Origin of the sequence: Streptomyces sp. NPDC056231 (assembly GCF_048270745.1) — a bacterium.
Taxonomy (GTDB): Bacteria; Actinomycetota; Actinomycetes; order Streptomycetales; family Streptomycetaceae; genus Streptomyces.
This window is the reverse complement of the sequence record NZ_JBLVKW010000065.1, coordinates 22,742-47,323: the sequence shown is the minus strand read 5'-3', so window position 1 is coordinate 47,323 and position 24,582 is coordinate 22,742. Positions and strand designations below refer to the sequence as shown.

The following is a 24,582-nucleotide window of genomic DNA, read 5'->3' as shown; positions in this document are numbered from 1 at the left end:
ACACCACCCCATCCCCTATGACACCCCGACTGGGGGGCTGGTTTTGGTTTATAACACCCCGGTCCGGTGGAGGCTGATCAGCCTCCACCGGACCCCTTCGCCATGTGGCTATGCGCCGTACGCCTTGAAGGCGATCACGTGCGCGTGTCGTGCCCCGTGCGTCGCGTCGACCACGAGCCGTAGTGCGTCGGTGCGTACGGGGCTGCCGTCCGCGGCCTTCAGCTCGTGTACACGGTGGCGGCGCCGGTTGTCCGTCACCTTCAGGAGTGTGTGCCAGGTACCGGCGGCGTCGCGGCTCTGGATGCGGTAGTCGCGTACGAGTTCAGGCATGACCTCGTACGGGGTGCGGTGGCGGTGCAGGTTGTTGAGGTATTCGTCGACGTCGTCGTCGAACACCAGGCGCGTTTCGGTGAGTTCCTGCTCGTTGTGCCAGTCGAGACGGAGCCACTCAGCGGCGCCCTCCGGCGCGGAGGACCACATGTGCGGGCCGCCGTAGGGACGTTGGTATCCGCCTACGGCCCGTTCGGGGTGGAATGCCGTGGTGTCGGGGGCCGCCCGAAAGGCGAAGGTCTGGCGCCGCAGGCCGCGGGCCTGCCATTCCAGGACCAGTTGTCCTTCTTCTTCCGGGATGTCGTGGTCGACGGCCGCGTCCCCCTCGGCCTTCCTGCGCAGGGCGAGGACACCGTCGGTGCGTTCGGGGAGGAGGATCAGGGCCGTGTCCGCGCAGGCCCGGACGATGAGGATCGCGTTCTGGGGGGTGTCGGGGTAGTGGTCGAGGCGGGCCGTGACCCAGTGGGGGCCTTCGGACGGGACGGTGACAGTGGTCGTGAGGAGGTGGTCGGCGGGGACCGCGTTCTCGGGGTGGCCCGTGCTCCACAGTTCCACGGTGAGTTCGCGGGACCGGCCGTTCGGGGCGCCGTGGACGAGGAGGTCGACCGTGTCGAGTGCAGGGTCGACCGGAAGCAGGAGGGCCAGGTCGCGGGTGAGGGGGTACGGGGTGCCGGGCGCGGCCGGTGTGGGTTCGGCGGCCAGACGGGTCAGGTGGGAGGAGGCGGTGACCCGGGCCGTGCGCGCCAGGTTGTCGGGGTCGTCGTCGGCGACGCCGATCACGGAGGCGTCCTGGCGCAGCAGGGTGTGACGTACCAGTTCCGGTCGTTTGGTGGCGAGTTCGCGCGGCGTGAGGCCCTCGGCGACGCACAGGGCCGCGGCGGTGCCCGCGGCCTCGCCCAGTGTCGCGCAGGTGGCCATGACGCGGGTGGCCCCGAAGGCGATGTGTGTGGCGGAGATGTTGCGCCCGGCGAAGTGCAGGTTCGTGACGTTCGCCGAGTACAAGGAGCGCAGCGGGATGTGGAAGATGCCGTCCGCGTATCGCTGGCGGGCGCCGGGCTCGTCGGCGTACATGCCCTGTACGGGGTGGAGGTCGACGGACCAGCCGCCGAAGGCGATCCGGTCGGCGAACTGGCGCTGTTGAAGGATGTCCTGCTGAGTGAGGACGTAGTCGCCGAGGAAGCGGCGGTACTCGCGCTTGCCGGGGAGACTGCCGACCCATTCCAGGGTGAGGTTCGCCGCGTCGGGGAACTGGCCGGAGTTCTTGATGTGGTCCCAGACGCCCATGATCACGGCCTGGAGCTCGTCGCGGATGCGCTCGTTGTCGTGGACGGTGTCGAGTTCGCCGCCCCACTCGATCCACCAGTAGTCGCAGCCGTTGTCCCCGGTGCGCAGGACGCGGTTGCGCAGGATGGGCGTGGTCGACAGGTCCTTGGCGTAGGCGGGGGGTACGAACTTCGCCGGCCGACCCGTGTCCCTGGTCTGGAAGAGGATCGTCGAGCCGAGCAGCGCCTGGTCCGCCTCGGCCGGCGCCCAGGGCTCGTCGAACTCGGTCTGCGCCTCGCGGCCTATCCGGTAGCGGGCGCCGACGAGGTGGCCGAGCAGGCCGTCACCGGTGCAGTCGAGGAACTGGCGTGCATGGAAGGTGATGCGGCGCTCCGAGCCCACCATCCAGCCGGTACAGGAGTGCACCTCGCGACTGTCGTCGGGGCCGCTCGCGTCGACCTCGCGTACGTCGGTGTTGAGGTAGAGGTCGATGTTCGGTTCGGCACGGACGGCGTCGAGGACGACCTGGTCCCAGTAGTAGGGGTTGCCCTCGGGGTTGCGGTACTGGTTCTCGGTGTACAGCTCGCCCATGATTCCGGTCTCGCGGGCCCAGCGGTGTACGCCGTGTGCGGTGGCGCCGCAGACCCAGACGCGGATCTCGCTGCTGGCGTTGCCGCCCAGGACGGGCCGGTTGTTGACCAGGGCGACGCGTCGGCCGAGCCGGGCCGCGGCGATGGCCGCGCAGGTCCCCGCCAATCCGCCGCCGATCACAGCGATGTCGTAATGGACCTCTTCTTCCCGCACGGTGCGGCCTCCTTGGTGTGAAGCTCGGATACTCCCCGCCGCAGCGGAGCGGCCTTGAACGTACATCACATCCATATTGTGCAACTACTGTTCATGCAGTGGGATTCGTTGTAAGTTCCGGTTGCGGCCACCAACCTGGCTGTCGCGAGCCGAAGTAGAAGTTCCGAGCAGGTGGGGCGAGTTCGCCGGCCCTGCACAGAACCGGCGATTCACCGACCAAAAGGGTTGACGCCATCGCACGATATGGAGAACGATCCCGCATGCTGCAACTTGTATTCACTGGAGCATGGATGGCGTTCACACAGGGCCCCGGCGCTCCCGCCCCGTTTGAGAGGACACACCCATGAGTACGGCCGCACCTCCCCAGAAGGCGCCCCCGCCCCGTCAGCGGACCGGCCGACGGCTCTCCAACGGTGCGTTCGCCCTGCTGCTGACCGCACCCGGACTCGCCCTGTTCGCGGCGATCATCGTCTACCCGCTGCTGTCGGCGCTGTTCACCGGCTTCTTCAAGCAGGATCTGCGGCTGCCGGGCCGGGAGTTCGTCGGCCTGGACAACTTCACATACTGGCTGGACGGCGACTTCCTCACGATCCTCAAGCAGACGCTGATCTTCACCGTCGGCGCGACGCTCGTCCCCTTCGCGCTCGGCTTCGCGCTCGCGCTCGCGCTGAACACCGGCCTCAAGGGCAGCGGCTTCCTGCGCGGCTTGTTCCTGTTCCCCTGGGTGATCCCGGGCGTGGTGGTCTCCTTCCTCTGGATGTGGATCTTCAACGCAAACTACGGGGTGCTCAACGGCATCCTCATGGAGACCGGAATCATCGACGAGTCCGTCGCCTGGCTCGGCCGGCCCGGCACCGCGATGCTCGCCGTCATCGTCACCAAGACCTGGGCCAGCTTCCCGTGGATGATGGTGATGCTCCTGGCCGGTCTGCAGACCGTGCCCAGGGAGCTGCACGAGGCGGCCTCGATGGACGGGGCGGGCTCGATCCGGCGCTTCTTCGCCGTCACCTGGCCGCAGGTCCGCGGTGTCGCCTCGATCGTGCTCCTGCTGGAGTTCATCTGGAACTTCCAGCACTTCGACACCATCTACGTCCTCACCGGCGGCGGACCGGCCGGCACCACCGAGACGTTCGCGACCGCCGTGTACCAGACGGCCTTCAAGGGTTTCGACATCGGCCGGGCCACCGCGCTGGGCGGTCTGTGGATGCTGCTCCTGCTGCTCCTCGTCGCCGTCTACCTCAGGATCACCGAGCGGAAGGGCGACGCCTGATGACCTCCACCACCTCCACCGCGCTGTCTGCCGTCGACCGGCCGCGGCCGTCCGCCACGCAGGCTGGGCGCAGCGCTCGGCGCCGTATACGCAAGGACCTGCTGCGCTCGCGGATCGCCGCCTGGAGTGCGGTCGTCGTCATCGGCGCCTTCGGTCTGCTGCCGGTCTACTGGCTGCTCGCCACCGCGCTGAGCACCCCCGAGTCGACCTTCCAGTTCCCGCCGAAGCTGATACCCACCGATCTCACCCTCAGCAACTTCACGGCCCTCGCCGAGAACGACCAGCTGATCAAGTACATGATCAACTCGCTCATCGTGGCCTCGATCACCGCCGTGCTGAGCGTGGTCGTCGCCACGTACATGGGCTACTCGTTCTCCAAGTTCCGCTATCGCGGGCGCCGGTCGCTGATGCACCTGGTGCTGGCCTCCCAGATGTTCCCCCAGGCGCTCCTGCTGGTGACGCTGTACACCGTCTTCTCCAGCTTCGGCATGCTCAACACGTACACCGCCCTGGTGCTCTCCTTCACCACGTTCACCATGCCGCTGTGCGTCTGGATGCTGAAGGGCATCTTCGACACCATCCCGGACGCCCTGCTGGAGGCGGCATCCATCGACGGCGCGTCCCGGTGGCGGACGCTGCACTCCATCGTGGCGCCGCTGGCCGCGCCCGGGATGATCGCCGCCGGGCTCTTCGCCTTCGTACGCGGCTGGAACGACTTCATCTTCGCGCTGACCCTGGCCGACAAGGAGAAGCAGACCCTGCCTCCCGGCCTCGTCTCCACCTACATCGGCGAATTCCAGACCGCCTGGCCCCAGTTGATGGCGGCCTCGCTCATCGTGTCCATCCCGGTGGTCGTCGCCTTCATGTTCCTGCAGCGCTACCTCGTCGGCGGCATGACCGCCGGTTCGGTCAAGAGCTGAACCCGCGGGATCAGCCCGCGCCCTCACGTACCTACCCTCCCCCTCTACTCCCCCATGGAGAGATCATGACCACCTCTGGCATCAGTCGGCGCGGCGCGCTGCGCATGTTCGGCATCGGCGCGCTCGGTGTGGCCGGCGTCGGTGTGCTCGGCGCCTGTGCACCGTCGGGCGCCGGCAGCACCTCCAACGGCGGCGACCCGAAGTCCAAGAACTTCGACTTCACCTCCTGGTCGCTCAACGAGGAGGCCGCCAAGCCCTCGATCGAGAAGATCATCGCAGCATGGGAGAAGGCCGAGAAGTCCAAGATCCGCGCGGTCTCGTACCCGTACAACGAGTACCTGAGCCAGCTCACCCTCAAGCTGGGCGGCCGGGAGACGACGGGTGCGGTGCACCTCGACATCGCCTGGCTCGCCGCGATGGCGCAGATGGGCAAGCTGGCCGACCTCGGATCGGTGGCCGGCAAGGGCGGCTACACCGACGTGGCGCTGAACAGCGGCAAGTACGACGGCAAGCAGTACGGGCTGCCGTGGAACACCGGATCGATCGGTGTGATCGCCAACTCCCAGCTCCTGGAGAAGGCCGGGATCAAGAAGCACCCCACCACCGTTGAGGAGTTCGAGGCCGCACTGCGGGAGCTGAAGGGGCTCGGCGGCGGTGTCGTACCGTATGCCGCTGCCACCAAGGTCGCGCAGCTCAAGGACATCTTCCCGTGGATGCAGACCTTCGGCTGCAAGCTGCTCGACGGTGGGAAGGTCACGATAGGCGACGACGCCTCGATCGACGCGGTCACCTGGTACAAGAAGCTGCACGACGAGAAGCTGATCGCCGCCGACGTGGACCGCTTCGACGCGCGCGCCCTGTTCGGGCAGGGCAAGGCCGCCTTCTACGACGACGCGATCATCGGCAAGGGCGTGACCTCCGCCCAGTCCAAGGACGAGACGCTGGCCAACGCCATGCAGCCGATGGAGCGTCCGGTGCTCAAGGCCGGGGACACGCCGCAGGCGCTGCTGTGGGGCGGCGTGATCGCGATCGTGAAGGGCAAGGGGCAGGACGCGGCCACCGAGTTCGCGCTGCACACCACCAGCGACCAGGCCACCACCTCCGAGTACTTCGCCGCCCGCGCACTGCCGCCGTCCACCACCGCGGGTCTGGCCGCCCCGGAGGTCGCCAAGGACACCTTCACCACGGAGTGGACCGAGAAGATCACCAAGACGGCGACCGGCAGCCCGTTCTGGCAGTTCGCGCAGAATGCCCAGATCGAGGAGGCCGTCGCCAAGCAGGTGCAGGCCGTCCTCGTCGGCAAGTCGAAGCCGAAGGACGCGATGAAGCAGGCCGGCGAGGAGGCCGCCGCGCTCATCAAGCGCTGAGGCCGAACGCTGCAGTCCGGGCCAGGCGAACGTCGCGCCCGACCCTCGCCTGGCCCTGCTCCGTACCCCGCACGACGACCGCACCGGCCGGCCCTCGGGCCGCTGCCGTCCGCGTTACCTCCACGCCCGCGCACGCACCCGCGAAGGAGCTCATCTTGCGACGTCCCACGGTACGCACGTACACCGCCTCGGCCACGGCCCTGGCCGCCCTGCTCCTGCCCGTCCCGGCCGCCCGGGCCGACACCGCGCAGAGCAGAGCAGCCGCGGCGGCGGTGATCGAGAAGGTCCCGTACGCGATGGACTCGTCGAACCAGGCCGCTTGGTGGACGCCGGTCGCCACGTACAAGGGACGCGGCCAGTACACGTACTTCGCCTTCAACAAGCCGGGCTCGACGGCCGCCACGCACCGGCCCGCCATCGCGCGGCGCGACCCGGACGGGGTCTGGAGCCTGCTGCCGCTACTCGACCGGAGCGGGGCGCAGGCGGAGTTCCCTGACGACAACGGCCACAACCAGCCGTCCATCGCGCGGGACGGCAACGGACGTCTGCATGTGTTCGCCTCCATGCACGCCGACGCCTGGCGCTACTTTCGTACCGAGGCCCCCGGCGGGGACGTCACCGACCATGCGGCCGAACTGCCCGACCAGGGCCAGGGCATCACCTATCCGATCGTCGCCACGGCGCCCAACGGCGATCTGTACCTGGCCGCCCGTGTCGGCGCCGGCGCCGATCAGCGCCCCGGCAAGCTCTACCGCTGGGACAACGCAGCGGCGCGCTGGAGCGTGGTTGCCACGTTCGCCGGCGCGCTGAACCGCTCCGTGTACCCCGACGACCTGACGGTCGACAGCGAGGGGCGTGTGCACCTGCTGTACGAGTGGGCCAAGGCGCCGGCCACCGGGTTCCGCCACCAGCTCTCCTACCTGCGCTTCGACCCGGCGACCGGCGACTTCGCCGACAGTACGGGTGCGGCGCTCACCGTCCCGGTGACGCCCGGCACCTCCGACGTGATCCAGCAGCTGACCACCGGCGAGGAGTGGAGCATCGACAACGCGTACGCCGGTCCTGCGGTGCAGAGCGCCAAGCTCACCCTCGACGGCTCCACCCCGAAGGTCGCCTACCGCTACCGCTCGGCCGACAGCGGCGGCAACTTCCGCGTGTACTACGCCTATCCGAGCGGCGGCGACTGGGTCAGCAAGACCGTGTACGCCGGCGGACAGACCGCAGCCGCCCTCGGCATCACCTGGGACGAGACGGACACCAAGCGGATCTACTACGTGACGACCTCGGGCACCGACCGGGTCTTTGCCGCGACGCAGTCGGCGGACGGGGCCTGGACCGCGCAGTCCGCCGCGCCGGGCGTGAGCGCGGACCGGCTCGCGGTGCGGCGGGACTCGGACGGTCACGATGTGCTCTATCTTCCGGACACCGTGCACAACTCCCTCTACTACGTCCTCCGTTGAGGCCAGTGCGTCGCCCGCACCATCTGTACGGGGACGAAGCCGTCCCCGTACAGGACCTGCAAGCGGTCAGGTCGCGGGCCTGCTCGCCAGGTACTCGTCCAGCCCTTCACCGGTGAGCGGGTAGTAGTCGGAGAGCAGGCCGCCCTCGTCGAGGCGGCGGCGTGCGAACGCCTCACGGTCCTGGTGCAGGAGCGAGTCCTCGGCCAGCGGGACCGCACGGTCCTGCGGTACGACCACGGCACCGTCCTCGTCGGCCACGATCAGGTCCCCCGGCATGACCAGTGTGCCGCCGACACCCACCGGCACATTGAAAGCGGAGGGGAAGAGCTCCGTCTGCGAGGCGTAGTGCGGGGTGACTCCGGTACACCAGATCGGCACGCCGAGGGCCCGGATCCGGGCCGCGTCCCGCACCCGCCCGTCCACAACGATCCCGGCGCCACCGCGCAGCTTGAAGTAGCGCACCAGCATGTCGCCAAGACAGCCGGTGAAGTGGCTCGCCTGCGCCGAGATCACCAGCACATCGCCGGGCGCGATCGACTCCAGCACCCCCCACAGCGGGGTCTTGCGCTCGATGTCCTCCTGTGCGGCACCGTTGAAGACGTCCTCGCGCTGCGGCAGGAACTGCAAGGTCACCGCACCTCCGGTGATCTTGATGTCCGGTTCCTGGTGCAGCGGCACGGGCCCGTCGATGAAGGTCCGGGTGATGCCCATCTGGTGCAGCTTCGCGCAGGCGGTCGCCGCGCTCACATCCTCGAGTGCCTCCACCATCCTCCGCGTCGGCCGCCGGAAGGACGAGGTGTAGACCGGAGACCGCATCGACTCGTAGGTCAGGGTCTCCTCCGCCGTCGACGTTCCTTGATCCCTGCTCGGGTTCATTCATGTGCCTCTCCGCGCGCTCCCCGCACGCAACGCCAGTGACATCATCACCTATCGATGGTAGATAACCTCCTATCGATTAGTGCTGTCAATCCGTCAGGAGTCTTCCGTGTCCACTGCATCCGGCGGGTGGTTCGAGACCGCGCGCTTCGGACTGTTCGTCCACTTCGGCCTGTACAGCCTCGCCGCGAGGCACGAATGGGTACGCAGCCGGGAGGCCATGTCCCAGGCGGCATACGACCGTTACCTGGAGCGGTTCGACCCCGACCTCTTCGACGCGCGGGAACTCGCACGGGCGGCAAGGGAAGCAGGGATGCGCTATGCCGTGCTCACCGCCAAGCACCACGACGGATTCTGCCTCTTCGACTCGTCGCTGACCGATTACACCTCGGTGCGCGCGGCCGGCCGGGACCTCGTGGCCGAGTTCGCGGAGGCGATGCGCGCCGAGGGCCTGCGGGTCGGCCTCTACTACTCACTCCTCGACTGGCACCACCCCGGCTTCCCGGTCGACGAGCACCATCCGCTGCGCGGCTCGGAGGGCGGGCGGGAGGCGGGGGACTTGGCGCGCTACCGGTCGTACATGCAGGGCCAGATACGTGAGTTGCTCACCGGCTACGGACAGGTCGACCTGCTTTTCTTCGACTTCACGTATCCAGGTATGGGGCCGGAGCAGTGGGGGGCGAAAGAACTCATCGAAACGGTCCGTGAGCTGCAGCCCGGCATCCTTGTGAACGACCGGCTGGGCGTACCCGGTGACTATGTGACACCCGAGCAGTACCAGCCCGACCGGCCGCTGGAGCGCGACGGCGTGCCGGTGCTGTGGGAGGCGTGCCATACGCTCAACGGGTCCTGGGGCTACGACCGCGACAACCACGACTACAAGGACCCGTCCCAGTTGGTCCGCATGCTGGTCCAGTCCGTTTCCTGTGGCGGAAATCTGATCCTCAACGTCGGCCCCACCGGAAGGGGTTCGCTCGATCAGCGGGCGCGCGACACCCTTCGGGCCATCGGAGAGTGGAGCGCCCTGCACGCCCGCGCCGTACACGGTGCAGGACCTTCTTCCTTCCGGCCGCCGGCGAGCGCCCTGTACACGCAGCGCGGCCGCCGCCTTTATCTGCACCTGCTCGCCTGGCAGTTCAATCACCTTCATCTTCCTGGCCTGGCCGGGCGGGTGCGCTATGCCCAACTGCTGCACGACGGTTCGGAGATCGCCTTCCACGAGGTCGACGGTGCCCGCCACGAACACAACAACCTGGCCCCGCCGAGCCAGTCGCCGGGCACCCTGACCCTGACCCTGCCCACCTCACGGCCCGACGTACTGCTGCCGGTGGTCGAACTCTTTCTGGAAAACGAGGAGTTGCATCCATGACAGGGCCGCTGAGTGAACGCCCGGCCCCGTGAGGGAGTCGCCTACTGGTGGGTGGGAGCCTGCCGCGTCCTGGAGATCCTGGACCTCCTCGCGCAGATCGGCGGCGACGCGCTCGACGCGCGTGACCTGCCGCTGGGGTGCGCGGCTCGGGCAGTGAGAGAACGGGAGCAAGCGGTTTCGGCAGCACCCTTGAACATGCGGGATGCCGCCCATAGCATCAGTAATCGATAGGCGATTATTGTGAGCGCCTACCGGGACCCGACCGCACCGTTCGGACGCGGCACCCCTCCCCTTCCTCGCGAACTCGAACGAACGCCTGCACTTGCACGTCAGCTATCGATTATTCACGACTATGCAATGGAGCGTGTCCGATGAGAACCATGTGGCACCGAGCCTCCGCACTCGCCGTGGCTCCGCTCGTGATGGCATCCGCCGTCGCCTGCGGGGGAAGCGGGTCCGACGGGGCCGCGGAGGGTACGACTCTCCGCATCATCGTCAACATCTCGCCGAACCTGACGGAGCAGTACTGGAAAGGTCTCTTCGCGAAGTACGAGAAGAGCCATCCCGGCGTGAAGGTGAAGCTGGAGCTGACGGGGACGATCTCGGCCAACGCCAAGCTCACTCAGGACCTCGCCGCCGGCGACCCGCCCGACATCGCCCAACAGATCATCCCGGCCCCCGACACGACCAAGCTCTTCGCCGACCTGTCCGACCAGGCCTGGACGAAGGACACACCGCTGGTCGACCAGTACGCCGTCAGCGGCAAGACGTACATGGTCGGCGTGGGCGAGCAGATCCAGTCGCTGGTCTTCTACAACAAGGCGGCCTTCGCGAAGGCCGGCGTGGACGCGTCGAAGATCCAGACGCTGGATCAGTTCACGGCCGCCATGAGCAGTCTGAAGTCCGCGGGCTACAAGCCGCTGCAGACCGCGGGCCAGTGGGTGACGGGCGGGCAGTTCTCGATGATGGCCGACGCCGGTGTGCTCACCGAGAACCCCCGGTGGATCAAGCAGCGCAACGACGGCAAGGTCTCCTTCGCCGACAGCGGCTATGTGCCGTACCTGAAGCGCTACGGACAGTGGATCGACAAGGGGTACCTCGAGAAGAGCGCGCTGGGGCTGACGTACGCCGACGGGCAGACGGCCTTCCTCAACGGCAAGTCAGCGATGTACATGATGGGTTCCTTCTTCGTGCCAGCGGCGGACGCGGCGAAGAAGAGCGACGCGATCGGTGTCTTCACGATGCCGACCGACGGCGCCTACCCGTCCGGCCAGTTCGGCAACGTCGCGAACCCCTACGCCGTGGTCAACCAGTCGCACCACAAGGCCGAGGCGATCGAATTCGTGAAGTGGCTGGTCACCGACAAGGAAGCGATCAAGAGCCAGCTCGCCGCTGACGGCAATCTGCGCACGGGCTTCAGCTACCCGATGTCCAGCCTCGGCGCCGCGGTGCAGAGGATCCTCGACAAGACGCCGTCGGTGCTCGTGAAGTCCGGTGAGAACCAGCCGATCGCCGGGTTCAGCGACGAGCTCAACAAGCAGATCCAGTCCCTGTACACGGGCACCTCCGCGAAGGATGCCGCGGGCGGATTGGACAAGTGGTGGAACTCGCAGAACTGACGCCGCCGGGGCGGCGCTCCGTCGCCGCCCCGGCGGCCCCCGGCTCCGGCCGCAGGCGGGCCCGCTTCCGCGAGGCGGCCGTCACGTTCGGCATGGTGGGCCCGGCCGTGCTCCTGTACACGGTGCTGACGATCGTGCCCATGGGCGTGGCGATCTACCTCAGCTTCACGGACTGGGACGGCTTCTCCACCGCGAAGCTCATCGGGTGGGAGAACTACAAGCGTCTCTTCGACGACCCGAGTTCGACGGACGCCTGGTACGTGACCGCGCTGATCGCCGTGCTCGGCACCGCCCTGATGATCGGCGCGGGCCTGGTGTACGCACTGATCCTCAAGGGCCGGTCGCGTACGAACTCGTTCTTCCGCGCCGTCGCCTACTTCCCGCACGTGATCAGCGCGTTGATCCTCGGCTATCTGTGGGCGGCGATCCTCGGCACGAACGGGGCGGTCAACAACACCCTCGCCAGGTTCGGCATGGAGCCGATCGGCTTTCTCTTCGACGAAAAGTTCGCGCTGTACACGCTGATCGGTGTCATCGTGTGGGCCGGATTCGGCTTCAACGTCGTCCTGTTCGTGGCCGCCCTGCAGACCGTCCCGGTCGAGCTCCTGGAGGCCGCGGCAATCGACGGCGCCAGCAGGCGGCAGATCAATCTGCGCATCGTGATCCCGTTGATCGCGCCCGTGGTCACCGTGGCGACCGTACTGAACCTGGTCGGCCTGCTGAGGGCGTACGACATCGTGGTCAGCCTCACCGGCGGCGGTCCGGCCGGCTCGACACAGACCTTCACCTATCTCATTCTCGCCCGGTCCTTCGAGGGCACCAAGGTCGGTTACGCAACGGCCCAGGCGGTCTTCCTGATGGTCGTCTCCGCCGTGCTCGCCCTCGTCGTGACCGCGCTGCGCAACCGCCAGGACCAAGCTGCGACCGGTTAGGAGCCGATGGTGGTCGTCACTGAACCAAAGGTCCACGACAGACCGCGGACCGCACCGGTTTCCGCCCCGGAGGTCTCTCTGTCGGAACTGCGGGAGTCCCGCTCGCCCCTGCGTTGGGTGCTCCTCGGCCTGCTGTTCGTCGTCATGATCGTGCCGGTGTACCTGCTCGTCGTGAACGCCTTCAAGTCACAGCAGGACATCCTCGACAACCCGTTCTCGATCCCCCTGAGCGGTCTGACCTTCGAGCACATGTCCGCCGCCATCAGCAATCCGCAGTACAACGTCATCGGCGGCTACGGCTTCACGCTGTTCCTCGTCGTCACCGTGGACGTGCTGTGCATCGCGCTGGCGGGACCGGCGGCGTACGCGATCGCGCGCAGCCTCAAGAAGCGGACACAGCTGGTGCTGCTGTACTTCCTGGCCGGCACGTTCATCCCCGGCGCAGCCGTGATCATCCCGGTGATCTACGTACTGCGCGAGGTCGGTCTCGCCAACACCGTGACCGGCCTGGTCGCGCACGACGTGGCGTCGACGCTGCCGGTCAGCATCTTCCTGTTCGTGGGCTTCATCCGCACGATCCCGGTGGACATCGACCATGCGGCGACAATCGACGGCGCGGGCCGCTACCGGACGTTCTGGACCATCATCTTCCCGCTGATGCGTCCGGCGGTCGTCACCGTCCTGATCCTCAACTCCATCGGGATCTGGAACGACTTCATCTCGCCCCAGATCCTGCTCAGCCCGTCGTCCGGTCACTACACGGTGACGACGGCGATCTACGCAGGCATCAGCCAGTACTCCACCGATCTGACGAAGGTGTTCCCCAACCTTCTGCTCGCCGTCGCGCCCGTGATCATCTTCTTCATCTACATGCAGCGCCACATCATCAGCGGTCTGACGGTGGGCGCGGTGAAGGGATGAGCGGGCGGATCGTTCCCCTCCAGAGAAGAAAGGACCATCCAGTGTCGAGGAGATGGTGGCCACGCCCCGGTAAGGGGTCGTGGTCCTTAGCCGCCCTGCTCGCTTCGCTGTCCGTGGTGGCGGCCGCCGTTCCGGCCACTGCGCACCCGCACAAGCCCCGGGCGGGCGCGGTCTATTACGTCGCTCCGTCGGGCCAGGACGCCAACAAGGGCACCACCACGGGTCGGGCATTCCAGCACATCCAGCGATGTGCCGACGTCATGGAGCCCGGAGACACCTGTCTGATCCAGTCCGGTACGTACGCCGAGACCGTCGCGCCGGCCCGGTCGGGCACCGCCGGGCTGCCGATCACCTACCGGGCGGCGCCAGGGGCGAAGGTGATGCTGAGCGGGACCGCGCCGGTGCGCGGCTTCTCACCCGTCACCGGCGCGGACGTCACGGAGATCGCCAAGAGTGATCCGTACGCCCAGAACTCGGCGTTCAGCGACGCCGTGGCGGCCGGGCACGTCTACAGCACCTCCGTCGACCTGGGCTCCGACGTGACGACCGTGCAGGTCTTCACCGACAAGAAGGCGGGCGTCGAGGCGCAATGGCCCTACCCGGGGCTCGACCTGCTCGACCCCACGCTGCAGTACGCGGGGGCGGGGAGCGCGGAGGCGACAATCGCGGACGAGGCCCTGACCCGGCCCGCCGGGTACTGGGACGGCGCGCGGGCCCTGACCGGCTACTGGTACGTCTCGGCGACCGGCACGGTGAAGAGTTCCGCCGTCGGCTCGGTGACGCTCGACGTGGCGCCCCCGTGCGTGCACAAGGTCGTACCGAAGGAGACGCGGTACGCCCTCGCCGGAAAGATCGGTGAACTCTCCCGCCCCGGCGAGTGGTTCTACGACCCGGCCGCCAAGCGTCTGTACCTCTACAGCGAGGACAGCCCCGCCGCGCACACCATCGAGGCGAAGACCCGGGCGCTGGCCTTCGACCTGACGGCCGCGAGCCACACCACGGTGACGGGCGTCGGACTGTTCGCCTCCACCATCAAGACGGGCCCGACCAGCACGGGCGTGACGCTGGACGGGATCAACGGTACGTATCTGTCGCACTACACCGACATCACGCGCGGCGCGACGGACTGCGGCAGCACGGTGACGCGCGGCGTCGGCGACACGGGCATCGTCCTCGACGGAACGTACAACAAAATCGTGAACAGTAATCTGTCGCTGAGCGCGGGCAACGGCATCGCGCTGCGCGGACAGAACAACACCGCCACGAACAACGTGATCCACGATGTCGACTACATGGGGACGTACGCGGCGGGCGTCGCCGTACAGGGCAACAGCCAGACGGTCACGCACAACACGATCAGCCGGGTCGGCCGCAGCGGCATCAACCTCCAGTGGAACACCGTGGAGGGCCTCACCCCGGGCAAGGACCTGATCGCGTACAACGACATCTCGGGGTACGCCCGCCTCAGCCTCGACGTCGCCGCGATCTACACCTGCTGCAGCGCCTTCATGATGGAAACGTCCATCGATCACAATGTGCTGCACGATCCGGAGCCGGCCACGACGCTCACCACGTTCGGGATCTCGGGTGTCTACGCCGACAACGGGCAGAGCGACCTGGTGATCGCGAACAACGTGGGCTGGGGCAACCGGGAGGGCACGGTGATGCTCAACGGTCTGGGCACCGGCTCGCACAACAACGGTGTGTACAACAACACCGGCGGAATGACGCTGTTCTACGTCAAGGAGCCGGGGCAGTCGACCGGCACAGAGATCTACAACAACATCGGCACCATTCGCGGTCTGACCGGTGCCACCGACGGCGGGCTCGTACTCTCGAACAATCTGCCCGCCGAAACCGATCCGCTCTTCGTCGACGCGGCCGGGCACGACTACCGGCTGACCGCCGACTCTCCTGCGCGCAACCAGGCAATCGCGCTGCCGGGCATCAATGACGGCTCGACGGATGCGACGCCGAGCCTCGGCGCCTACCAGTACGGGGCACCGAAGTGGACAGCGGGCGCGCGCCGTTAGCCACGACCGCTTCCTCGCAAGAAGGCCCGAGCCGGATGTCCGGCTCGGGCCTGTGGCTCCGGGGTGGTGCTCACTTCTTTGCTGCGGCCTTGCGCGGCTTCCTCTTCACCTCGCGCGCGTCCGGGACCGGTCCGCGACCGGCCGCGTGGTCGGCGAACGCCGCGGCCGCCAGCTCGGCGTCCCCGGACCGCAACAGTCCGACGAGACGGCCGTGCTCCTCGGCCATGGCGCTCCAGTCCCCCTCGAAGAGGGGGTCGGAGATGGCCCGCAGGGTCCGCAGGCTCGGCTCGATGACCTCCCACATCCGGGCCAGGAACGGATTGCCCGCGATCTGGTTGACCACGGTGTGGAACTCGATGTCGGCGTCGCGGAACAGGCTCACATCATTCGCGGCAACGGCGTCCCGCATCCGCTCGACCAGCGCGTCGAGCTCGCGGAGGCAGTCGTCGGTGAGGTGTTCGGTGGCGAGCTGCGCGGCGAGTCGCTCCAGCGGTTCGCGTACCTGTCGGGCGTACTCGGCGTCCTGCGCGGAGATCTCGACGACGAAGTGGCCGCGGCGCGGGACGTGCATGAGCAGGCCCTCACGGGCCAGGCGCTTGACCGCCTCCCGCACCGGGGCCTGGCTCACCCCCAGGCGCCGGGCGATCTCCGACTCGACCACGCGCTCGTTCGGTGCGAGATCGCCGTCGACGACGGCCTGGCGGAGCAGCTCGTAGACCTGGTCGGAGATCAGGGTCTTGCGGAACCGGTCCTTGTTGGTGGCCAGCGTGGAGACGAATCCAGCCGACGCATTCGATGCCATGAATTCCCAATCCTGCGATGGGGCGAGCCAGTTATGTCATGGTACGCGCTCATCGTCTATCGATGGAATCTCGGTGGGTGCGCAGGAGGAGAGGATCCCGAAAAATGTCAGGCCGCGCTGTTCAGCTGCTTGGCCAGCCATTCCAATTTCACGACCTCGTGGGTGGGGCCGCCGCCTTCGTGATCATTGAACGGATAGGCGCGTATGTGCTTGTCGGCCTGGTCCACCCCGCCTTCGGCGCCGTAGTGGTTGAACGCCGCGTACCCCGTCGAGGGCGGGCAGATGCGGTCCATGAGTCCGACCGAGAACAGCGTCGGCGCATTCGCCCTGCGGGCCAGGCTGACGCCGTCAAAGTACGCCATTGTGCGGGCGACCGTGCCCGCGTGCGCCCTGTGCAGCTTCACGAACTGCGTGACTTCGGCGTACGGCGGCTGGTCGGTGATCGTGGTGGCGCGCGGGAAGTGGCACAGGAACGGCACATCCGGCATGACGGCGACGAGGTCGGGGACCAGGCCCGCCGCGGCCAGCGCGATGCCGCCGCCTTGGCTGGTGCCGGTGACCGCGACGCGCGTGGGGTCGACCGCGGGGTGGGTGCGTACGGCGGCGACGGCGCGTACGGCGTCGGTGTACAGGCGGCGGTAGAAGTAGCGCCGCGGGTCGAGCACGCCGCGGGTCAGGAAGCCGGGCGAGGCGATGTCGCCGGAGGCCGGATCGGGGTCGGGTGTCTCCGCGCCCTGCCCCCGGGTGTCCATCACGAAGTGCGCGTAGCCGGCGCACGCCCACAGCCGCTTCTCGTGCGGAGCCCCGCGTCCGCTGCCGTATCCCAGGTACTCCACGACGGAGGGCAGCGGTCCGGTGCGGGTGACGGGCAGTTGCAGCCAGCCGCGTACGGGGTGTCCGCCGTATCCGGCGAACGTCACGTCGTACGTGTCGATCGTGGCAAGTCCGTTGTGGACCGGTTCGAACGTCGCGGTTGGAGCGAAGTCCCCCTGTTCACTGAGGGTTTCGCGCCAGAACGCGTCGAAGTCGTCGGGCTCGTCCAGAGCCGGGCGATATCGCTCCAGCTCTTCCAGGGGCAGGTCGAACAACGCCATGTCGCATCTCCGCGGAGGTCGGGGCCGGTTGGGCCCGGGCAGTTTTCATCGCCTATCGATCATCGAAGGAATCGAATCAGGGTGCTTCGACGACTGTCAACCACGCAGTCCGTACACCCGGACGGCGTTGGTGTGCAGGACCCGCTCGCGCTCGTCCTCCGAGAGCCGGTCGAGACCGCGGCAGGACCGCTCCAGGGAGTCGGCGCGGCTGCCGCGGGGCAGGCAGATCGGCCAGTCGGAGCCGATGAGGCATCGGTCGGGACCGAGCGTGCCCACCACGTGCCTGACCAACTCCGCGGTCCGTTCGGGCGGTACGCCGTGCTGTTGGGTGAGCAGGCCGGAGATCTTGACGACCACGTTCGGCACCGAGGCGGCCCGCTCCAGGTCCCGGTACCACTCCCCCGGGTCCGTACGGAGGTTCGGCGGGTTGCCGAGATGGTCGACGACCACGGTGAGCCCGGGGTGCCGGGTGGCCGTCTCGGCCGCCGCCCGCAGCGCCCCGGAGGCCAGATTGAGCTCCAACACCAGCCTGGCCGCCGCAAGTTCGGGCACCAGCACGCGGGCGGCTTCCGGGGTGTCCGCCCAGCTCGCACCGCCCAGGCGCATGCCGTTCGGGCGGCTGTCGCCCAGATCGCGCAGCAGGGCGCGGAAGCGCCGGGGGCCGCCGTCGCCGTGGACGTGCAGGTTTCCCACGTACCCAGCGACAAGGTCGGGACGGCTCATCCGCCATGCGCGCAGGGCAAGTGTCTCGCCGGCGTCGCCGCGGGACGCCTCGACCAGGATCGCCCCGGTCACGGCCGCATCCGGCCTCGAGGCACCCAGGTCGTCGATGCGGAACGCCCTGTGATGGACGCTTCCCGGGCGGATCCATGGGAATCCCGACGCCGGGTCCCACAGGTGCACATGGCAGTCGATCACGGTCGGGATCCTCCTGAGGTGCCGTTGCCGAGTATTGACAGGCCGGCTCGCGCCGGTGAGTCTAACCATCGTCTATCGATGGGCGATTGCGAGGGGCGGATGTTCTTGATGTCCAGGGACCAACGGACCAGCGGCTCGAACATGGGTGAAGGGGTGGGTCGATGACGGCCGTCACCGTGCCCGGTCCCCGGCTCCGGGCGACCCGCAGCATCGCCGATGTGCCCCGCTGGGCCACGCTCCAGAGGGAGTTGCTCGCCTACCAGGACAGAGCCTGGCGGCTCTTCGCCGACCGCTACACCGAGGGCGACGGCCGCCTCGTCTTCCGGGACACGCTCGGCGTGGGCCCGGACGGCCGCGACGGCGTGGACGACTTCTACGAGCCGTTCTTCAACTGGCCCACGCTGTACATCCTCGGTGGCAGCGAGGATCTCCTGGCGGCCGCACGGCGGCACTGGAGCGGCGTGTCCGCGCAGCTCACCGAGATGGGCATGCTCCAGGGCGGGTTGGAGCGCGGCTACGACTGGTTCCACCAGGGCGAGGGCCTGCTGCTCTTCTACGGCCTGTGCCTGGCCGACCCCGGCGCCCCCCAACTGCGCGAACTGGCCCGCCGTTTCGCCGACTTCTATCTGCCCGGCGGGCCGAACTACGACCCCGAACACCGGGTCGTGCGCGCACCGCACAACGGATCGGCGGGGCCGCGCCCGGGATTCAGCGACGAAGAGCCGTACTTCCCGTGGAGCCTCGCCCTGCGCCCGTACGGGCTGCCGCTCGACGCCATGGACGACGTCACGTCCTTCGACCGGCTCGCGGCCGACCCCGAGCGCGCCCGCTCCTACGGCCGTGCGATGTGGGACCGGATGGGCCGTGGTGACACGATCGTCAATCTGGCCGCGACAGGACTGGCCACGAACGCCTTTCTCCTCAGCGGTGAGCAGCGCTACGCGGACTGGGTGACCGAGTACGTCGGCGCTTGGCGCGAACGGCTCGACGGACACGACGTCGTCCCCGACAATGCGGGCCTGAGCGGTACGGTCGGCGAGTACCTGGGCGGCCGGTGGTACGGCGCACACTACGGCTGGTCCTGGCCGCACGGCCTCTCCCCCGTAGGCAGCGCCACCCTCGTCGGAGCCTCGAACGCGGCCCTGCTGACCGGCGACGCGGCCTACCTCGACCTGGCCCGCAACCCGCTCGATGCCGTACTGCGCCAGGGCGAGCAGCGCGGCGCCGACGACCGGGGCACCCTGGGCGAGCGCTGGGATCCGCATCTGCGCGCGATGGGCGCCGACCGGACGCTGATGGTCCCGCAGCGGCACAACGACTCCGGCTGGTTCGACTTCACCGTGATGCCGGGCCAACTGCCAGTTTCCCTATGGCACTTCAGCCGCGAGACTCAGGATCAGGAGCGCATCGAGCGGCTGCGGGCGGGCTCGAACTGGGACTGGACGACGGTGCACACCCAGCGCATCAAGGACGAGGCCGGGCACGAGGAGCCGTGGTACGAGTTCCTGCAGGGCCGAAACCCGGGCTTCCCCGAGCGCATGCTGCGCAGCGCCCTCGACTCCTGCGCCGAACGCGTCGAGGCCATCGAGAACGACCCGGTGAACCCGGCCATCGGCCCCGGCATTCTCGACATCCACCACTGGCAGGACCTCAACCCCGTCGTCACGGAGGCGCTGTTGCAGCTGACCACCGGTTCCCCTCAGGTCCTCTACAACGGGGGTCTCGCCCATATGCATCTGCGCTACTACGACGCCGCCGGGCAGCGGCCGGGACTTCCCGCGGATGTCGCGGCGCTCGTCTCCGACATCCGTCCCGACCGCACCGTCGTGGAACTGGTCAACCTCGGTGGCTCCGCGCGCTCGCTGGTGGTGCAGGCGGGCTCGTTCGCCGAACACGTGGTGCACACCGCGCAGGTCGACGACGGTCCCGTACAGGACGTGGGCGGCCCGTACTGCCGCGTGGAACTGTCCGGAGGCACACAGGTGCGGCTGACCTTGACGATGACCCTGCGCGGCGGCCGGCCCACCTGCGACGCCCCGGTCTGGGAGGTGTCGCGATGACCGGCCGACTGCCCTTCGAAATGCCCCGCCTGGGCCTCGGAACCGCACCGCTGGGCGGCCTGTTCGAGGAGGTGACCGAGGCGGACGCGGCGGCCACGCTGGAGGCCGCGGCCCGCGAGGGGATCACGTACTTCGACACGGCACCGCGCTACGGGCACGGTCAGGCCGAGGACAGGCTCGGCCGCCTTCTGGCACCGGCGGGCGTCACGGCGCCGCTGATCTCCACGAAGACGGGCTGGCTGCTGCGGCCACGGCCCGACGGCTCACCCGGCGAGGTCGTCACGGACTGGACGGAGTCCGGCATCCGCACGTCCCTGGAGTCGAGCCTGGACCGCCTGGGCCGGTCGTCGGTCGACGTTCTCTATCTGCACGACGCGGACGACTTCCCGGAGGAGGTCCGGCGCACGGCCTACCCAACGCTGCGCCGACTGCGGGACGAAGGACTGGTACGGGCGATCGGGTTCGGCATGAACCACAGTGCGCCGCTCGCCGCGTACGTGGCGGAGTTCGAGGTGGACGTCGTCCTCATCGCGGGCCGGCTCTCACTTCTGGACCACGACGCGCTCGGGACGCTGTTGCCGCTGTGCGCGAAGACCGGCACCTCGGTCGTCGTCGGCGGGGTCTTCAACACCGGTCTCCTCGCCGACCCATCCCCCGGCGCAATGTTCAACTACCGTCCCGTTCCAGAGCAGACCCTGGCCCGCGCGCGGCGATGCCGGGAACTGTGTGCGGAGTACGGAGTGCCGCTCGCCGCGGCAGCAATCCAGTTCCCGTCCCTGCATCCGGCCGTCGGGTCGGTGGTCGTCGGCTGCCGGTCGGCCGCCGAGGTCACAGCGAACGCGGCGGCGTCGCGTCTCCCCGTCCCGGATGCACTGTGGCGGCGGCTGGCCGAAGCGGGCTTCGTACCGCCGGAGTTGGTGCCCGCCTGGTAGGGCCAGGTCAGGTCGGCCGTGGTGGTGCGTGCCCTCAGGGTCCGGTGTGGCGTTGGGAGTGCGTGACTCCGGACGAGATTGCTGTGGTGCGTGGTGAGTCGGAGGCGTTCGCGGCGGAAGTGTTCGAGCCGCTCGCGCACAATGACCGAGGACTGACGTGCGTCCGCCCCGCTCCCAGGCGCTGTTCCGGGGGCGGGGCGGCTCGGTAGCTGCGCCCAGCCATAGGCGCGAATGTGATGCCTTCACGGTACCGGGCCGGTATGACAACGGGGCGGCGACGACATGGGCACTCCTGCACAACCAGATGTCCCCCCCGTCGGCTCGAGTTCCAGTGGTCATCGCGACGCCCGTCCTTCAGCAGCCCCCGTGCGATGACGGCAGTCAGACGGCAGGACCTGGCGGGAACGAGCGGCGGCCCCGCCACGGGCCGCTCCCCGGACATCGGCGAGGTCGTCGGATCCCAGGGCTCAGTGTTCCTGGGCCGTCGGGCGCACCATGATCTCGTTGACCGCCGCGTGCGGCGGCTGAGTGACCATGAAGGCGATGGCCCGGGCGATGTCCTCGGCGTCGAGCCATGTGCTCTGCGGCAGACCACGCGCGGCCGCGAACCCGGCGCCGGTCGACATCTCCGTCGTGGTCATCCCCGGCTCGACGAGGCCCACCCGGACACCGCGCCCCGCGACCTCCTGGCGCAGGGCCTCGCTGAACGCTCCGACCGCGTGTTTCGTCGCCGAATAGACGCTGTTGTTCTTACGGGCCACCCGGCCCGCGAGCGAGCTGACGTTCACCAGGTCGGCGACCCGGCGCGGGCCGTCAGTGGCCGCGCGCAGCAGGTGCGGCAGCGCTGCCTGCGACATGTGCAGGACGGCCTTGAGATTGAGGTCGACCATCCGGTCCCATTCCTCGGGGTCGCCTTCCTCCACGGCGCCGATCGCCACGTATCCGGCGTTGTTCACCAGCACGTCCAGCCGTGCGAACCGGTCCGCGGCGTCCTCGACGGCGCGACGGGCCTGTGCCGCCTCGCTGAGGTCGGCGGTGAGGGCGACGCACGTGCCGCCCCGGTCGCGGATCACGGTGGCGAGTTCCTCCAGCCGGTCGGCTCGACGGGCGACCAGCGCGAGGGCCGCGCCCTGCCGGGCCAGTGCCAGGGCGGTGGCCGCCCCGATGCCGCTGGAGGCGCCGGTCACCAGCGCCGCGCAACCGGACAGCGCTGCGTCGGCCGGTTCGGCCGCACCGGTGGCTGCCGCTGCGTCGGCCGGAGCCCCGGCCCCGGCATTTCGGACGTTCGCGTCCCTCGTGCTCATGGTCGCCTTTCTCGGTTCGCCCCCGCCCGTTGCCTTGTCCGCAGCTTGCATCAGGTGCTCGGAGTCCGCCTCCTCACTGCCCGGCTGCCTGCACCGCCTTCCTCAGTAGGAGACGACCGCCCACACCAGCGCCCCGCCCACGGCGGCCGCATAACACCCCACGGCAGCGCGGACGACGGTACGACGGGTGCGGGCGCTCCACGAGGTTCTGGCCAGCACTCCGGCCAGCAGGGGCAGTACCAGGATCGCGTGCAGGCTCACTCCGTGCAGTGGCTTCACCGATGCCGTGGAGTCGTAGCCGGCCAGCTGATGGCCGGTGCGTGTCAGATAGACGCCACGGGCGATCATCGCCGCTCCGGACAGCAGCCCGACGACCAGGATCGCGAAACCGGCCCGCAGGGCGAGCGCCATGCCCGTCGGTCCGTCCGGACGCCGGCGGAACGAGGCGACCGCGAGGACGGTGAGGATGACGACCAGCACTCCCCCGCCGGCGGCCAGTGCCATGGAGACCGCCGTGTCGAAGGGGGTCTCCATGTTGAAGTGGGACGGTACGCCGCGCCACGCCTGGAGCGTGATGCCGCCGACCTCCAGCACGCAGTCGACGGCGAACAGCGCGAGCAGCACGGTCCGCGTGCGGGGGCGTATGCGCAGGTAGGACGCCACCCAGCAGAGCGCGATGAGCGTCAGTCCGAACGAGACTCCGAAGGTGACGGGCTTGCGCCAGGACACCGGGCCGTCCCAGGAGCCCCCGTCGACGGCGAAGACGATCAGGTGCAGCAGCCCGGAGACGACGAGGAACGCGCCGGTCCCGTAGCAGAAGCGCTCCACCCGGCGCACATTCCGCCACACGGGCGCGGTCGGAAAGGAGCCCGGTGCGCCACCGCGCACCGGCTCTGTCGTGGTGGCCCATGCGGGCTGGTTCTCCATGCCCGGAGCATCCCTCGGGAGGCGCCCGGCGTCGTCGTACGTCCGAAGGCAGCCGAAGTACGCCCCTCGGAGTACCGGTCGTCGCCCCTACCGGGGGCCGGTGATCGCAACGCCCTACGCCGAAACGGGCCGCCGCCGTGCCCGTGCCCGCCCCGGCCGCCGTGGAGCACGCCCGGCCATCTGAGCCGCCGCGCGGGATCGCGCCGGAGCGCCGGACGGCAACCGGCCGTAGCGTACGGAACAGGTCCCGGCGGTGGGCCGGGACCGCCCTCCGCTCGGCACCGGAAAGCGGCCGGTCCTGCACCCGCCGGACCGGCCATCGGGCGCACAGGTAGAAAAAGGGGCCGGAAGTACCTGCCGGAAGTCCCTGCCGGAAGCTTCGTTCGCATACCAGGCTGGGACATGCACCGCCGGACTCTGGAGGATTCCATGACCACCACCGAGCTTCCCGTGATCGCCGCCGTCGACGGCTCGTCGCACAGCTACGAGGCCCTCGACTGGGCGGCGCGCGAAGCCGTCCGGCGAGGACTTCCGCTGACGATCGTGCATGTCCGGATCCCCACCCGGCGTACCGTCCAGGAGGCGCAGCAGCGACAGGCCGAGGAGTTGCTCACGGAGTGCGTACGGCGGGTGTCGCTGATCGCTCCGGACCTGCACCCGGCCACGCTCAGCCCGCTCGACTTCCCCGTGTCCGTACTGACCTCGCTCGGCCGGAACGCCTCACTGCTGGTGCTGGGCTCCCGCGGTCTGGGCGGATTCCGGTCCCTGCTGATCGGCTCAAACAGCCTTGCGACGGCTTCGATGGCCACGTGCCCGGTCGTCGTCATCCACAGCGGTCGGGGGGACGACGACGCCGTGGACGCGGCGGAGACATTTCCGGACATCGTTGCGGGAGTGGCGGCCGACGAGAGCAGCGAAGCGGTGCTGGATTTCGCGTTCGAGGCGGCAGCAGCCCGGCCCGGCGCGCGGCTGCGGATCGTGCACGGCTGGACGATGTTCTCGTCGATGCTCTCCGGTGGACCCGTCTTCGACCGGGACGCGGCGGCGGGCGCCGCCGAGCGGACTCTCCGGGAGCTCACCGCAGGCCGGGGCGAGAAGTACCCGCAGGTCGAGCTCGTGCTGGAGCCGATCCATGGCTCCGCGTCGCGCACCCTGGTCACGGCGTCGGCGACCGCCGCGCTCACGGTGATCGGACGGCGCAAGGGCGGCGAGGAGCTGGGGTTCGGGCTGTCCCCGGTCGCGCAGACAACGCTCACGCACGCGCTCGGGCCGGTGGCCGTGGTCCCCTGCTGAGGCACGCACCCGTGCCGTGCACGGGGCATCCGGATCAGGACCGGACCACCGCCGCGCGTGCACGGCCCTTGGCCTCGGCGGTCCACTG

Annotated in this window: 19 protein-coding genes; 12 read left to right on the top strand and 7 right to left on the bottom strand. The window is 68.9% G+C overall.

Going from position 1 to position 24,582, the window contains the following annotated elements:
* Window positions 1-108 precede the first annotated feature (108 nt).
* Window positions 109-2,397: an FAD-dependent oxidoreductase gene (locus tag ACNPQM_RS33740; protein ID WP_418086950.1), complete on the bottom strand. Its 2,289-nt coding sequence runs from the start codon at window positions 2,395-2,397 to the stop codon at window positions 109-111.
* Window positions 2,398-2,740: 343 nt separating this feature from the next.
* Between ACNPQM_RS33740 and ACNPQM_RS33735 the strand changes: the two genes are divergently transcribed.
* The 4 genes from ACNPQM_RS33735 (at window position 2,741) to ACNPQM_RS33720 (ending at window position 7,414) form a co-directional block, all read left to right on the top strand.
* Entirely contained in the window at window positions 2,741-3,667 is a 927-nt protein-coding gene (locus tag ACNPQM_RS33735; RefSeq protein WP_418086949.1) for a carbohydrate ABC transporter permease, read from the top strand.
* Window positions 3,667-4,587, top strand: coding sequence for a carbohydrate ABC transporter permease (locus ACNPQM_RS33730; RefSeq protein ID WP_358856195.1), 921 nt, complete (start codon window positions 3,667-3,669; stop codon window positions 4,585-4,587). Before ACNPQM_RS33735 ends, ACNPQM_RS33730 begins: the two co-directional genes overlap by 1 nt.
* A 65-nt stretch (window positions 4,588-4,652) precedes the next feature.
* Entirely contained in the window at window positions 4,653-5,954 is a 1,302-nt protein-coding gene (locus ACNPQM_RS33725) for a sugar ABC transporter substrate-binding protein (RefSeq protein WP_418086948.1), read from the top strand.
* A gap of 155 nt (window positions 5,955-6,109) precedes the next feature.
* Window positions 6,110-7,414, top strand: coding sequence for a BNR-4 repeat-containing protein (locus ACNPQM_RS33720; RefSeq protein ID WP_418086947.1), 1,305 nt, complete (start codon window positions 6,110-6,112; stop codon window positions 7,412-7,414).
* Between the two features lie 66 nt (window positions 7,415-7,480).
* On the opposite strand, the gene ACNPQM_RS33715 is transcribed toward ACNPQM_RS33720, so the two are convergent.
* A complete protein-coding gene (locus ACNPQM_RS33715; RefSeq protein ID WP_418086946.1) occupies window positions 7,481-8,290 on the bottom strand; it encodes a ribonuclease activity regulator RraA in 810 nt (269 codons plus the stop codon).
* 109 nt (window positions 8,291-8,399) lie between these two features.
* Here ACNPQM_RS33715 and ACNPQM_RS33710 point away from each other — a divergent pair, with 109 nt between their 5' ends.
* From ACNPQM_RS33710 to ACNPQM_RS33690, 5 genes are all read left to right on the top strand, one after another.
* A complete protein-coding gene (locus ACNPQM_RS33710; protein WP_418086945.1) occupies window positions 8,400-9,659 on the top strand; it encodes an alpha-L-fucosidase in 1,260 nt (419 codons plus the stop codon).
* A gap of 371 nt (window positions 9,660-10,030) precedes the next feature.
* On the top strand, window positions 10,031-11,278 hold the full coding sequence (locus ACNPQM_RS33705) for an ABC transporter substrate-binding protein (protein WP_418086944.1): 1,248 nt from the start codon (window positions 10,031-10,033) through the stop codon (window positions 11,276-11,278).
* The gene (locus ACNPQM_RS33700; protein ID WP_418086943.1) at window positions 11,257-12,210 is read left to right on the top strand and encodes a carbohydrate ABC transporter permease; all 954 of its coding nucleotides are present in this window, start codon (window positions 11,257-11,259) and stop codon (window positions 12,208-12,210) included. The genes ACNPQM_RS33705 and ACNPQM_RS33700 overlap by 22 nt, the downstream gene beginning before the upstream one ends.
* 6 nt (window positions 12,211-12,216) lie before the next feature.
* Window positions 12,217-13,131, top strand: a complete 915-nt coding sequence (locus ACNPQM_RS33695; RefSeq protein WP_418086942.1) for a carbohydrate ABC transporter permease — start codon at window positions 12,217-12,219, stop codon at window positions 13,129-13,131.
* 116 nt (window positions 13,132-13,247) lie between these two features.
* Complete coding sequence (locus ACNPQM_RS33690) at window positions 13,248-15,164, top strand: right-handed parallel beta-helix repeat-containing protein (protein ID WP_418086941.1); 1,917 nt, start codon at window positions 13,248-13,250, stop codon at window positions 15,162-15,164.
* Between the two features lie 70 nt (window positions 15,165-15,234).
* On the opposite strand, the gene ACNPQM_RS33685 is transcribed toward ACNPQM_RS33690, so the two are convergent.
* The 3 genes from ACNPQM_RS33685 to ACNPQM_RS33675 all read right to left on the bottom strand — a co-directional run bounded on the left by ACNPQM_RS33685 (window position 15,235) and on the right by ACNPQM_RS33675 (window position 17,978).
* Complete coding sequence (locus ACNPQM_RS33685; protein ID WP_358856204.1) at window positions 15,235-15,966, bottom strand: GntR family transcriptional regulator; 732 nt, start codon at window positions 15,964-15,966, stop codon at window positions 15,235-15,237.
* Between the two features lie 107 nt (window positions 15,967-16,073).
* A complete protein-coding gene (locus ACNPQM_RS33680; RefSeq protein WP_418086940.1) occupies window positions 16,074-17,060 on the bottom strand; it encodes an acetylxylan esterase in 987 nt (328 codons plus the stop codon).
* 96 nt (window positions 17,061-17,156) lie between these two features.
* Window positions 17,157-17,978, bottom strand: coding sequence for an amidohydrolase family protein (locus tag ACNPQM_RS33675; RefSeq protein ID WP_418086939.1), 822 nt, complete (start codon window positions 17,976-17,978; stop codon window positions 17,157-17,159).
* Window positions 17,979-18,139: 161 nt separating this feature from the next.
* Between ACNPQM_RS33675 and ACNPQM_RS33670 the strand changes: the two genes are divergently transcribed.
* Both ACNPQM_RS33670 and ACNPQM_RS33665 read left to right on the top strand, forming a co-directional pair.
* Window positions 18,140-20,038, top strand: coding sequence for a hypothetical protein (locus ACNPQM_RS33670; RefSeq protein ID WP_418086938.1), 1,899 nt, complete (start codon window positions 18,140-18,142; stop codon window positions 20,036-20,038).
* Window positions 20,035-20,970: an aldo/keto reductase gene (locus ACNPQM_RS33665; protein WP_418086937.1), complete on the top strand. Its 936-nt coding sequence runs from the start codon at window positions 20,035-20,037 to the stop codon at window positions 20,968-20,970. Before ACNPQM_RS33670 ends, ACNPQM_RS33665 begins: the two co-directional genes overlap by 4 nt.
* 467 nt (window positions 20,971-21,437) lie before the next feature.
* Here ACNPQM_RS33665 and ACNPQM_RS33660 read toward each other — a convergent pair whose 3' ends face one another.
* Window positions 21,438-22,274 (bottom strand): SDR family oxidoreductase, encoded by an 837-nt coding sequence (locus tag ACNPQM_RS33660; protein WP_358856209.1) that lies wholly within the window; start codon window positions 22,272-22,274, stop codon window positions 21,438-21,440.
* 102 nt (window positions 22,275-22,376) lie between these two features.
* A complete protein-coding gene (locus tag ACNPQM_RS33655; RefSeq protein WP_418086936.1) occupies window positions 22,377-23,201 on the bottom strand; it encodes a hypothetical protein in 825 nt (274 codons plus the stop codon).
* 429 nt (window positions 23,202-23,630) lie between these two features.
* Here ACNPQM_RS33655 and ACNPQM_RS33650 point away from each other — a divergent pair, with 429 nt between their 5' ends.
* Window positions 23,631-24,494: a universal stress protein gene (locus tag ACNPQM_RS33650; RefSeq protein WP_418086935.1), complete on the top strand. Its 864-nt coding sequence runs from the start codon at window positions 23,631-23,633 to the stop codon at window positions 24,492-24,494.
* The last annotated feature ends 88 nt before the right edge of the window (window positions 24,495-24,582 follow it).